Annotated in this window: 8 protein-coding genes and 1 tRNA gene; 5 read left to right on the top strand and 4 right to left on the bottom strand. The window is 69.3% G+C overall.

Translation table 11 applies throughout. The features are described 5' to 3' along the window. Positions 1-224 precede the first annotated feature (224 nt). The 3 genes from rimK to R5H19_RS02385 form a co-directional block, all read right to left on the bottom strand. Complete coding sequence (rimK, locus tag R5H19_RS02395) at positions 225-1,145, bottom strand: 30S ribosomal protein S6--L-glutamate ligase (RefSeq protein WP_318157370.1); 921 nt, start codon at positions 1,143-1,145, stop codon at positions 225-227. A 10-nt stretch (positions 1,146-1,155) separates the two neighbouring features. Then, entirely contained in the window at positions 1,156-1,608 is a 453-nt protein-coding gene (locus R5H19_RS02390; RefSeq protein WP_318157369.1) for a RimK/LysX family protein, read from the bottom strand. A gap of 33 nt (positions 1,609-1,641) precedes the next feature. Then, positions 1,642-1,715 (bottom strand) — tRNA-Gly (locus R5H19_RS02385). A 336-nt stretch (positions 1,716-2,051) separates the two neighbouring features. On the opposite strand from R5H19_RS02385, the gene R5H19_RS02380 reads away from it, so the two are divergent. Together R5H19_RS02380 and trmB are read left to right on the top strand one after the other, a co-directional pair. Next, positions 2,052-4,262, top strand: coding sequence for a DUF6600 domain-containing protein (locus tag R5H19_RS02380; RefSeq protein ID WP_318157368.1), 2,211 nt, complete (start codon positions 2,052-2,054; stop codon positions 4,260-4,262). 989 nt (positions 4,263-5,251) lie between these two features. After that, positions 5,252-5,953 (top strand): tRNA (guanosine(46)-N7)-methyltransferase TrmB, encoded by a 702-nt coding sequence (gene trmB, locus R5H19_RS02375; RefSeq protein WP_318157367.1) that lies wholly within the window; start codon positions 5,252-5,254, stop codon positions 5,951-5,953. 144 nt (positions 5,954-6,097) lie between these two features. Here trmB and R5H19_RS02370 read toward each other — a convergent pair whose 3' ends face one another. Further along, a complete protein-coding gene (locus R5H19_RS02370) occupies positions 6,098-6,472 on the bottom strand; it encodes a DUF559 domain-containing protein (protein ID WP_318157366.1) in 375 nt (124 codons plus the stop codon). Positions 6,473-6,892: 420 nt separating this feature from the next. On the opposite strand from R5H19_RS02370, the gene R5H19_RS02365 reads away from it, so the two are divergent. The 3 genes from R5H19_RS02365 (at position 6,893) to R5H19_RS02355 (ending at position 12,577) form a co-directional block, all read left to right on the top strand. Continuing rightward, positions 6,893-8,710: an SLC13 family permease gene (locus tag R5H19_RS02365; RefSeq protein WP_318158137.1), complete on the top strand. Its 1,818-nt coding sequence runs from the start codon at positions 6,893-6,895 to the stop codon at positions 8,708-8,710. 862 nt (positions 8,711-9,572) lie between these two features. Continuing rightward, positions 9,573-10,922, top strand: coding sequence for a phosphomannomutase (locus R5H19_RS02360; protein WP_318157365.1), 1,350 nt, complete (start codon positions 9,573-9,575; stop codon positions 10,920-10,922). A gap of 371 nt (positions 10,923-11,293) precedes the next feature. Continuing rightward, the gene (locus R5H19_RS02355; RefSeq protein WP_318157364.1) at positions 11,294-12,577 is read left to right on the top strand and encodes a nucleotide sugar dehydrogenase; all 1,284 of its coding nucleotides are present in this window, start codon (positions 11,294-11,296) and stop codon (positions 12,575-12,577) included. Positions 12,578-12,756: the final 179 nt, after the last annotated feature.

Below are 12,756 nucleotides of genomic sequence, written 5' to 3'. Positions count from 1 at the left end.
ACAAGAAAAAGGCCCAGATGCGCGACTCGCCGTCGCCCATCTGGGCCGAAGCTACTGCCCCGATACCATCGTCTGCTGCCGCCGGGCCGTTCAGGCCACCGTGCCGCAAAAAACAGTGAGTGCTTTATAGGGGGTTTGTGGTTACGGTGCGGTTAACCCGTTCTCATCCGATCGTGACGCCGCGCCGCGCGAAGGCTGCCTGCCCCCAGCACGGGCAGCGCCGTTCAGGCCTTGACCGGCTTGCGAGGCGGGCGGGTTTCGGCCGGCACGTCGCGGGCCTGCGCTTCCAGCAGGTCCATGATCGCGCCGGCCACGTCGACGCCGGTGGCGGCCTCGATGCCCTCCAGCCCGGGCGAGGCATTCACTTCCAGCAGCAGCGGGCCACGGTTGGAGCGCAGCAGGTCGACGCCGGCGATGCCCAGCCCCAGCGCACCGGCCGCGCGCACGGCGATGCGTTTCTCTTCGGCGCTCAGCGTGGCCGCCAGCGCAGTGCCGCCGCGATGCAGGTTGGCGCGGAAATCGCCGGGGCTGGAGTCGCGCTGCATCGCCGCCACCACTTTCTTGCCGACCACGAAGCAGCGCAGGTCGCTGCCCTTCGCCTCGGCCACGAACTCCTGCACCAGGAAGTTCGCGTACAGCCCGCGGAACGCCTCGATCACGCTCTGCGAGGCAGCGCGCTTCTCGGCCAGCACCACGCCGGTGCCCTGGCTGCCCTCGTTGAGCTTGATCACGTGCGGCGGGTCGCCGAGCAGGGCCAGCACGTCGTCGGCGTCGTCCGGGTTGTCGCCGAACACGGTCACCGGCATGTCGATGCCCTGCGCGGCGAGGATCTGCAGGCAGCGCAGCTTGTCGCGCGCGCGCAGCACCGCGTCGGACGAGTTGGGCGTGTACACGCCCGCCATCTCCAGCTGGCGCAACACCGCGGTGCCGTAGAAGGTGCTGGTGGTGCCGATGCGCGGGATCACCGCGTCGATGTCGCGCACCTCCCTGCCCTTGTAGCGGATCGACGAGGCTCCCGGCGCCACGCGCACGTAGCAGCGCAGCGGATCGAACACGCGCACCACGTGGCCGCGCACGCGTGCGGCCTCGACCAGGCGTTTGGTCGAATAGAGTCGGGTATTGCGCGACAGGATCGCGATCTTCATGGGTCGGCCGTCATCGAAGGCCCGTGGCCGCGGTCAGCGGCCGCGGCTGGGTATAGGAGCGCGCCGGGTCCACCGCAAAGCGCCCGTCCAGCGCACTGCGGCCCAGCAGCATCGGAAACAGCATATGCCGGCGATCGGTCAGGTTGATGTCGACGCTGAACCGTTGCCCGGCCAGTTGCACATCGCTGCGGATGAACCAGCGTTCGGTACGCCGACCGCCGGTATCGGTCACCGCGCGGCGATCCAGCACCGGCGCCTCGCAGCGGATCTCCACCGGCTGGCGCCGCCCGGCATGGATGGTGAAACGCAGCCAGGTCGCGCCGTCGCGCCGAAAGGTCTCGAGGGTGTCCACATGTAGCGAGCTGCTGCGCGCGCCGGTGTCGAGCTTGGCCTTGAGCACGTCGATACCCAGCTGCGGCAACGCCAACCGCTCCCGCCAGCCGAGTGTGATCAGATCCGCCATGAGGATTCGGGGGCTGTTCGGGAGACCGGGGAGTGGAGCGGGTGAAGGGAATCGAACCCTCGTCAGTAGCTTGGGAAGCTACAGCTCTACCATTGAGCTACACCCGCCTGCGCCGGCGGATGGTAACCCGGGATTCGCGTGATTGAAAAGCTCGCCCCCGCCAGTTCCCGCTGACGACGCTTGAGCGAAGAGCGACCCCACCCCGACCCTCCCCTGCTTTGCAGGGGAGGGAGCAGAGCGTGCGGCTTCGGGCTTGGTCCCTCCCCCTGCGCAGCAGGGAGAGGTCAGGAGGGCTGCAGAGCCGCGGCGACCCAACGCGTGCTGAACAAGCGCCTGCGCATACTCTGGCGGCGGTCATCGCCAGCCTGACAATGCACGTTGAGGCGAGGGTATCGAACGAAAGCTTCCCGCTGCCTGCAGCGCGCACTCCCGAGGAGAGCAGCATGTCCAGCTTTGCCGAGTTGTCCACCCGGTGCCGCCGCTGGCGGGCGTTGGCCATCATGCTGTTGTGCATGGCGGCGGGATTGGCCCAGGCACAAACCGACGCCGACGACAGCGCCGATCCGCCGAGCCGGGTGGCGCGGCTGTCGTACATCGCCGGCGACCTCGGCTTCCTGCCATCCGGCGCGAAGGACTGGAGCGACGCCAACATCAACCGCCCGCTGACCCGCGGCGACAAGCTGTCCACCGCCGCCGGCGCGCGCGCCGAACTGGAATTCGGCGGCGGCACGCTGCGCATCGACGGGCGCACCGACCTCGGTCTGCTCGACCTCGACGACACGCTGGCCCAGATCGAGCTGACCCAGGGCACGCTCAGCCTCACCGTGCGCCGACTCGACGACGGCCAGAGCTACGAGATCGACACCCCGGCGGTGGCGCTGGTGGTCGACCAGCCCGGCACGTTCCGCGTCGACGTCGACGACCGCGACGGCAGCACCCGCGTCACCGCCTTCGACGGCGGCGCCACCGTGTTCGGCGAGAACAGCGCACAGCGCACGATCAACCCCGGCCGCAGCTACCGCTTCACCGACGCCAGCCTGGCCATGGTGACGATCACCGACATCGACGGCGGCGACGCATTCGACGACTGGGCCAGCCAGCGCGACCGCCGCTACGCGCAGTCCGACAGCGTCCGCTATGTCTCCGACGAGGTGGTCGGCTACCAGGACCTGGACCAGTACGGCGTCTGGCAGGACACCAGCGAGTACGGCGCGGTGTGGTTCCCGCGCGACGTCGGCCCCGGTTGGGCGCCGTACCGCACCGGCCATTGGGCCTACATCGCACCATGGGGCTGGACCTGGGTGGATGACGCGCCATGGGGCTTCGCGCCGTACCACTACGGCCGCTGGGCATACGTGCGCGGTGGCTGGGGCTGGATCCCGGGGCCACGCGGCGTGCGTCCGATCTATGCGCCGGCGCTGGTCGCCTTCGTCGGTGGCGGCGGCTGGTCGGTCGGCATCGGCAGCGCGCCGGTGGGCTGGTTCCCGCTCGGCCCGGGCGAGTTCTACAACCCGTGGTACCGCTGCGGCCGCAGCTATTACGCCAACGTCAACATCCGCAATATCCGCGGTCGCCACGGCTACGATCCGCGCCGCGACATCGACGACCACTACAACCGCTACCGCCGCGGCGAGCCCGGCCGCGGCGACCGCTACGCCAACCGCAACGCGCCGCGCGGCTTCACCGCCGTGCCCGGCCGCAGCTTCGCCAGCGGCGGCCGCGTGCAGCGCGACCTGCTCAAGGTCGACCCGCGCAAGCTGGCCAGCGCGCCGGTGCCGGCACGCGGCATCGACCGGCTGCGCCCGGACCGCGACGCCAGCCGACCGCCGCGCAGCACCCACGCGCGCAACCTGCCGGCCGGCGGCTTCGAGCGCCAGGTAGTGGCGCGCCGCACGCCGCCCGTGGTCCGTGACGACGCCCTGCCCGGCCGCTTCACCGCCACGCCGCGCAGCAACGTGCGCGTGCTCGACGACCAGGGCCGCCCCGACCGCAGCCGGCGCCCGGTCACGGCAGAGCGCAACGATGCCGCCCCGCGCCGGCCGGCCGCCGCAACCGGGCAGCTGCCCGCCGTTCCGCGCATCACCCCGGCCACGCCCGGCCGGCCGAACATGGCGCGCGACGACGGCGAGCTGCGTTCGGCCCGCTTCGCCCACCCGCGCGGCCGCGACGACGCGAACCGTCGCGAGGCGACGCCGCGCCCAGGCGTCAGCTACATCGCTCCGGCTGCCGAAGACCGGGCACGGGAACGCGCGCGCTCCGACAGCCGCCCGCTGCCCACGGAGATGCCACCACTCGAGCAGCGCACCGACACCCGCCGCCTGCCGGCCAGCGACAACCGCTTCCAGCGCTACCAGGCCGATCGCACCATGCCGCGGGAACAGCCGCCGCCGACCGCGCCGATGCGCGAGCCGGCCCCAGCGCGTTTCCATCGGCCCGAACCCGCACCGCGCGCCTACGTACGCGAGCAGCCGCCGCGTCCGATGCCCAGCCAGGGTCGCAGCGAACCGGCGCCACAGCGCTACCAGCCAGCGCCCCGCTCGATGCCGGCGCCACGCGCCGCGCCGCCGCGCGCCGAAACACCGCGGCCGCAACGCAGCGAAGCACAGCCGTCCAACCGCAAGCGGCAGGTGCGCGAAGACCAGGCGCAGCACTGAAGCAAGAGCCTGACCCCACCCTCCCAAAAGGGATGCCCTTCGGTCACGGCCCTCCCCTGCTTTGCAGGGGAGGGAGCAGAGCGCGCAGCTCCGGGATCGGTCCCTCCCCCTGCACAGCAGGGGGAGGTCAGGAGGGGGTGCGCTTTTGATCCTGGCTTGAGCGAAGAGCGACCCCACCCCGGCCCTCCCCTGCTTCGCAGGGGAGGGAGCAGAGCGCGCAGCTCCGGGATCGGTCCCTCCCCCTGCGCAGCAGGGGGAGGTCAGGTGGGGGTGCGCTCTTGATCTTGGCGCGAGAGCGAAGAGCGACCCCACCCCGGCCCTCCCCTGCTTCGCAGGGGAGGGAGCAGAGCGTGCAGCTGCGGGCTCGGTCCCTCCCCCTGCGCAGCAGGGGGAGGTCAGGTGGGGGTGCGCTTTTGATCTTGGCTCTAGAGCGAAGAGCGACCCCACCCCGGCCCTCCCCTGCTTCGCAGGGGAGGGAGCAGAGCGTGCAGCCTTCGGGCCCGGTCCCTCCCCCTGCGCAGCAGGGGGAGGTCAGGAGGGGGTGCGCTTTTGATCGTGGCTCTAGAGCGAAGAGCGACCCCACCCCGGCCCTCCCCTGCTTCGCAGGGGAGGGAGCAGGGCGTGCAACTGCGGGCTCGGTCCCTCCCCCTGCGCAGCAGGGGGAGGTCAGGAGGGGGTCCGCTTTTGATCCTGGCTTGAGCGAAGAGCGACCCCACCCCGGCCCTCCCCTGCTTCGCAGGGGAGGGAGCAGAGCGCGCAGCTCCGGGATCGGTCCCTCCCCCTGCGCAGCAGGGGGAGGTCAGGAGGGGGTGCGCTCTTGATCTTGGCGCGAGAGCGAAGAGCGACCCCACCCCGGCCCTCCCCTGCTTCGCAGGGGAGGGAGCAGGGCACGAGGCGACCGGCCGCTCTCCCTCCACTGCTTGCCGGGGAGGGCCGTGACCGAAGGGCATCCCTCTTGGGAGGGTGGGGTAAAGCTCTACAATGTGCGGATGCCCACGACCGACGCCACCACCCCCGACCACCTGCGCCGCATCCGCAGCTTCGTGCTGCGCGAAGGGCGCATGACGCCGGCGCAGCAGCGCGCGTTCGACACGCTGTGGTCGCGCTTCGGCATCGACTACCAGGGCAGCGTGCACGACTTCGCCGCCAGCTTCGGCCGCAGCGCGCCACTGGTGCTGGAGATCGGCTTCGGCAACGGCGAGGCGCTGGCCTGGGCCAGCGAGCATGACCTGGCGCGCGATTTCATCGGGGTGGAGGTGCATGGTCCCGGCGTGGGCCGACTGATGAACGCGCTGGCCGCGCGCGACGCACGCAACGTGCGGCTGTACAAGCACGATGCGGTGGAAGTGCTGCAGCACGAGATCGCACCGGGCACGCTGGCCGAGGCACGCATCTGGTTTCCCGACCCGTGGCACAAGAAGCGCCACCACAAGCGCCGCCTGATCCAGCCCGAGTTCGTCGCCCTGCTCGCCACGCGCATGGCTCCGAACGGCTTGTTGCACCTGGCCACCGATTGGCAGCCTTACGCCGAGCACATGCTGGAGGTGATGGAAGCCGCGCCCGCGTGGCGCAACGCGGTCGGCCCGGGGCAGCACGCCGAGAAGCCGGAGTGGCGCATCGAGACGCACTTCGAGCGGCGCGGGCTGAAGCTTGGGCATGGGGTGTGGGATCTGCTTTATCGCAGGGTCTGAGCGAAGAGCCTTACCCCCTCCCGGCCTCCCCCTGCAAGCAGGGGGAGGAGAAAAGCGTCGTGTGCAAGCAGCGAACGAACAAGGCGCACCCCAGGCCCTCCCCTGCGATTCAGGGGAGAGGGCAAAGCGGCTTCGCTCCCTCCCCTACGGAGTAGGGGAGGGCTGGGGTGGGGTCGCTTTTGACCTTTCCTCCAGCACCTGAAAAACCTCCGCCAGCACAGCCTCCGTGCGCAGCAGCACGTCGTGATTCCAGAATCGCAGCACGCGGTAGCCTTCGCGTTCGAGCATCGCCGTGCGTCGCTCGTCGTACGCCAGTGCATCGAGGTGCTGTCCGCCGTCCAGCTCGACCACCAGCCGCGCCGGCACGCAGACGAAATCGACGATGTAGCCGGCCAGCGGATACTGGCGACGGAATTTGTGGCCGGCCAGCTGCTGGTGGCGCAGGAAGTGCCACAGGTGGCGCTCGGCGTCGGTGCTGTCGTTGCGCAGGCGGCGGGCGCGGATCCATTTGAGATGCATGGCGAATCCTTTCGCTGGGCTTGAGCGAAGAGCGTAACCCCCTCCCGGCCTCCCCCTGCAAGCAGGGGGAGGAGCAATGCGCTGTGCGGCTTTCCCTGCAAACAAGGGGGAGGAGCAATGCACTGTGCGGCTTTTCCTGCAAGCAGGGGGAGGAGCAGAAACAAGCACTCCTGCTCCAGCACTCCGTACTCCCTCCCCTGCGTCGCAGGAGAGAGCTGTGACCGAAGGGAATCCCTTTGGGGAGAGTGGGGTCGCTCCTGGCCCTTGGTTCACCAGCAACCGCGCCGCCCCGCTTATACTCGTGCTCATCCACCCAGGGACGAATCGTCGCAGCGTGAAGCTTCCACTGCCCCGCCGTATCCACCGTAATTGGCTGCCCCGCAGGGACGTCGGCTAGTGGCACTCTCGCTCACCCCCGAAATGATCCTGGTGCTCGGGCTGGTGGGCTTCACCATGCTGATGCTGGTGCTGGAGTGGATCCGCGCCGACATGGTGGCGCTGCTGGTGGTGGTGGTGATCGGGCTGACCGGGCTGATCCCGTCCGACCGCGTGTTCAACGGCTTCGCCGGCAACGCGGTGATCGCGATCATCGCGATCATGATCATGGGCGAGGGGCTGGACCGCGCCGGCGTGCTCAACCTCACCGCGAACTTCGTGATGCGCATGGCGCGCGGCATGGAATCGCGGCTGGGCGTGGTGATCAACCTGGTGGCCAGCCTGTTCAGCGCGGTGATCCCCAGCCAGGCGCTGGCGGCGCTGATGATCCCGGTGTCGAGCCGGCTGGCCGCGCGCACCGGCGTGCCGTTGTCGCGGCTGCTGCTGCCGATGGCGTTCTGCATCCTCACCGCCACCAACACCACGCTGATCGCCAACTCGCCGCTGATCGTGCTGAACGACCTGATCGCCAGTGCCAACGTGAACCTGCCGCCGGGCGCGCACACCATCCCGAAGTTCGGCCTGTTCAGCGTCACCCCGGTCGGCCTGACCCTGGCGCTGCTGGGCGTGGCGTATTTCTACTTCTTCGGCCGCAAGCTGCTGCCCGGGCACGAGGACGAGCGGCTGAAGGTGACGCCCGGGCGCACCGAGAGCTACTTCGCCGAGACCTACGGCATCGTCGGCGAGACCGCCGAGCTCACCGTCACCGCGGAGAGCCCGCTGGTCGGCATGAGCATCGGCGAGGTCGAGCAGCTGTATGGCGCGCCGCTGATCCTGGCGATCAAGAGCGGCAACGACGCCCGCATGGCGCCGCCGGCCGACCACGTGATCTGGGTCGGCTCGGTGCTCGGCGTGCTCGGCCCACGCGAGCAGCTCAACCAGTTCGCCAACAACCAGCTGTGCCGGCTGTCCACCCGCATGCGCCAGTTGGGCGAGCTGTTCAATCCCACCCGCGCCGGTATTTCCGAGGTGGTGATCCCGCCGGTGTCGCGCTTCATCAAGCACACCATCGGCGAGCTGCGCCTGCGCAAGCGCTTCGGCATCTCGGTGCTGGCGGTGAACCGCGGCGACCAGGTGCTGCGCGACGACGTGCGCTCGATCAGCCTGCGTGCCGGCGACACCGTGGTGCTGCACAGCAACTGGCGCGATCTCTCGCTCGCCGCGGAAGAGCGCGACCTGGTGGTGGTCACCGACATCCCGAAGGAACAGCAGCGCCCGGGCAAGATCTGGCAGGCGGTGGGCTTCTTCGTGCTGGCCAAGTGCCTGGCGCTGTTCACCAACCTCGACCTGTCGGTGGCGATGATGACCGGCGCGATCGGCATGCTGCTGTCTGGTGTGCTGAACATGGACGAGGCGTACAAGGCGATCAACTGGAAGACCATCTTCGTCACCGCCTGCCTGATCCCGCTGGGCTGGTCGATGGACGCCACCGGCACCGCCTCGTGGATCGCCCAGGTGGTGCTGGACCACCTCGGCAGCGCCTCGCCGTGGCTGCTGCAGCTGTGCCTGGCCATCCTCACCCTGCTGTTCTCGCAGGTGATGTCCAACGTGGGCGCCACCGTGATGATGGTGCCGATCGCGATCAGCGTGGCAGTGGCCACCGGCGGCAACCCGTCGGCCTACGCGCTGATCGTGGCGGTGTCCTCCTCCAACACCTTCCTGCTCAGCTCCGGTCACCCCGCGCTGATGATGGTCACCGGCCCCGGCGGCTACAAGGGCAAGGATTTCCTGCGCGTGGGCCTGCCACTGACCTTCCTGGTGCTGATCGTCACCCTGCTGGCGATCAACCTGCTGTTCCATTGAGCGGGCAGCCACCCCGCATCCGGCAACCTCCTCGATCACCCGGCTCTCTCCTGCCACGCAGGAAGGCAGCGACGCGCAGCTCCGGGATCGATCCCTCCCCCTGCGCAGCAGGGGGAGGTCAGGAGGGGGTGCGCTTTTGATCTTGGCTCGAAAGCGAAGAGCGACCCCACCCCGGCCCTCCCCTGCTTCGCAGAGGAGGGAGCAGAGCCGTGCGGCTTCGGGCTTGATCCCTCCCCCTGCGCAGCAGGGGGAGGTCAGGAGGGGGTGCGCTTTTGATCTTGGCTCGAAAGCGAAGAGCGACCCCACCCCTGCCCTCCCCTGCTTCGCAGGGGAGGGAGCAGAGCGTGCAGCTTCGGGCTCGGTCCCTCCCCCTGCGCAGCAGGGGGAGGTCAGGAGGGGGTGCGCTTTTGATCTTGGCTCTAGAGCGAAGAGCAACCCCACCCCGGCCCTCCCCTGCTTCGCAGGGGAGGGAGCAGAAGCGTGCAGCTTCGGGCTCGGTCCCTCCCCCTGCGCAGCAGGGGGAGGTCAGGAGGGGGTGCGCTTTTGATCTTGGCTCGAAAGCGAAGAGCGACCCCACCCCAACCCTCCCCTGCTTCGCAGGGGAGGGAGCAGAAGCATGCGGCCGCGGGCTCGGTCCCTCCCCCTGCGCAGCAGGGGGAGGTCAGGAGGGGGTGCGCTTTTGATCTTGGCTCTAGAGCGAAGAGCGACCCCACCCCGGCCCTCCCCTGCTTCGCAGGGGAGGGAGCAGGGCGCGCAGCTCCGGGATCGGTCCCTCCCCCTGCGCAGCAGGGGGAGGTCAGGTGGGGGTGCTTTTGATCCTGGCTTATCATTCACGGTTCAGCGTACAAACCAGGACCGTCCGATGCCCCCACTTCCCTGCTTCAAGGCCTACGACATCCGCGGCCGCGTGCCCGATGAACTCAACGAGGAGCTGGCGCGCAGGATCGGGCTGGCGACGGCGGCGCAACTGGGGCCGGGACCGGTGGTGCTGGGCCGCGACGTGCGCCTGAGCAGCCCATCGCTGCAGGCTGCACTGGCCGACGGCTTCCACGCAGCCGGGCGCGAGGTGATCGACATCGGCGTGGGCGGTACCGAAGAGGTCTACTTCCAGACCGACCACCTCGGTGCGGCCGGCGGAGTGATGGTCACGGCCAGCCACAACCCGATGGACTACAACGGCATGAAGCTGGTGCGCGAAGGCTCGCGGCCGATCAGCGGCGACAGCGGGCTGTTCGCGATCCGCGACTTCGCCGCCGGCCATCGCGCACCGATTCCCGCCGGCACCGCCACGCCGCGCGCAATGACCGACAAGTCCGCCTACGTCGAGCACCTGCTCGGCTACATCTGGCGCGACCGGCTGAAGCCGCTGAAGATCGTGGTCAACGCCGGCAACGGCGGCGCCGGCCTGGTGGTCGACCAGCTCGCGCCGCGACTGCCGTTCGACTTCATCCGCATCCAGCACGAGCCGGACGGCCGCTTCCCCAACGGCATCCCCAACCCGCTGCTGCCCGAATGCCGCGATGCCACCGCCCATGCGGTGCGCGCGCACGGCGCCGACTTCGGCGTGGCCTGGGACGGCGACTTCGACCGCTGCTTCTTCTTCGACGCCGACGGCCGCTTCATCGAGGGCTACTACCTGGTCGGCCTGCTGGCCAAGGCGCTGCTGGCGCGCCACCCCGGCGGCAGGATCATCCACGACCCGCGACTCACCTGGAACACCATCGAGATGGTGCACGCCGCCGGCGGCATCCCGGTACAGAGCAAGACCGGCCACGCCTTCATCAAGGAACGCATGCGCGCCGAGAACGCCGTCTACGGCGGCGAGATGAGCGCCCACCACTACTTCCGCGACTTCGCCTACTGCGACTCCGGCATGATCCCGTGGCTGCTGATCGCCGAGCTGGTCAGCACCAGCGGCCTGTCGCTGGCCGAACTGGTGGAAGACCGCATGCGCGCCTTCCCGTGCAGCGGCGAAATCAACTTCAAGGTCGCCGACGCAGCCGCCGCCACCGCGCGGGTAATGGCGCACTTCGCCAGCCACGCTCCCGCGCTCGACCACACCGACGGCATCGGCGCCGATTTCGGCCAGTGGCGCTTCAACCTGCGCAGTTCCAACACCGAACCGCTGCTGCGGCTCAACGTGGAGTCGCGCGGCGACGAGGCACTGATGCGGGAGCGCACGGCCGAGATCGCGGCGCTGATCGACGGCTGAGGGGAGCGAAGAGCGACCCCACCCCCGCCCTCCCCTGCTTTGCAGGGGAGGGAGCAGAGCGTGCGGCTTCTGGTTCGGTCCCTCCCCCTGCGCAGCAGGGGGAGGTCAGGAGGGGGTGCGCTTTTGATCCTGGCTCGAAAGCGAAGAGCAACCCCACCCCGGCCCTCCCCTGCTTCGCAGGGGAGGGAGCAAGGCGTGCAGCCTCGGGTTCGATCCCTCCCCCTGCGCAGCAGGGGGAGGGAGTAGAGCGTGCGGCTCCGGGGGCGGTCACTTCCCTGTCCGACGGAAAAGAGCGCGAGAGCAAGCACGCTGTATGCAAGCGGCGCCGGCCCATTAAACTGGCGACTGCCCGCGGGAAGTCAGACAGGCTCATGCAGATCCCAACATTGCCCTCCGCCCGGATCGCCATCGTCGGCCTCGGCTACGTCGGCCTGCCGTTGGCGGTGGAATTCGGCAGGCAGTTCGACACCGTCGGTTTCGACATCAGCAGCGACCGGGTCGACGCATTGCGCACGGGGCGCGACCACACGCTCGAAACCTCCGCCGAGGAACTCGCCGCGGCCACCCGCCTGCGCTTCACCACCGACGTCGGCGAGCTCGCCAGCTGCAACGTGTTCATCGTCACCGTGCCCACTCCGGTCGACGAGGCGAACCGGCCGGACATGCGGCCGCTGGAAAGCGCCAGCGCCAGCGTCGGCAGCGTGCTCAAGCGCGGCGACGTGGTGATCTACGAATCCACCGTCTACCCCGGCACCACCGAGGAGATCTGCGTGCCGGTGCTGGAGCGGGTCTCCGGGCTGCGCTTCAACCACGACTTCAGCTGCGGCTACAGCCCGGAGCGAATCAACCCCGGCGACAAGCTGCACCGGCTGCCCACGATCACCAAGATCACCTCCGGCTCCACCGCGGAAACCGCCGACTTCGTCGACGCGCTGTACCGGCGCATCATCGCCGCCGGCACGCACAAGGCGGCCAGCATCAAGGTGGCCGAGGCAGCCAAGGTGATCGAGAACACCCAGCGCGACGTCAACATCGCGCTGGTCAACGAGCTGGCGATGATCTTCAACGCCATGGGCATCGACACCCAGGCCGTGCTGGACGCCGCCGGCACCAAGTGGAACTTCCTGCCGTTCAAGCCCGGCCTGGTCGGCGGCCACTGCATCGGCGTGGACCCGTACTACCTCACGCACAAGGCCACCATCCTCGGCTACCACCCCGAACTGATCCTCGCCGCGCGGCGCATCAACAGCCGCATGGGGCTGTACGTGGCGCACCAGGTGATGCGCCTGCTGGCGAACAAGCGCATCCACGTAGTCGACTCGCGCATCCTGGTGCTGGGCCTGACCTTCAAGGAAAACTGCCCCGACCTGCGCAATACCCGCGTGGTGGAGATCGTGCGCGAGCTCGAAGCCACGCACGCACAGGTGGACGTGCACGACCCGTGGGCCGATCCCGCCGAAGCCGAGGAAAAACTCGGCATCCGCCCGATCGCCGCGCCTGCCGAAGGCAGCTACGACGCGATCGTGCTGGCCGTCGCCCACCAGGCCTTCCTCGACGACGGCAGCACCGGCATCCGCCGCTACGGCCGCGAGAACTGCGCCGTGTTCGACATCAAGAGCCTGCTGCCGGCAGATGCCGTAGACGGGCGACTGTAGAACAGGCAGCGCCGGGCTCGGTCCCTCCCCCTGCGCAGCAGGGGGAGGTCAGGAGGGGGTGCGCTTTTGATCTTGGCCCGAGAGCGAAGAGCGACCCCACCCCAACCCTCCCCTGCTTTGCAGGGGAGGGAGCAGAGCGTGCGGCTTCGGGTTCGGTCCCTCCCCCTGCGATGCAGAGG

It is taken from the genome of Rhodanobacter sp. KK11 (assembly GCF_033345435.1).
Classification (GTDB): domain Bacteria; phylum Pseudomonadota; class Gammaproteobacteria; order Xanthomonadales; family Rhodanobacteraceae; genus Rhodanobacter.
Note: the sequence above shows the minus strand (reverse complement) of the source record. Positions and strands in the feature narration are given on the sequence as shown.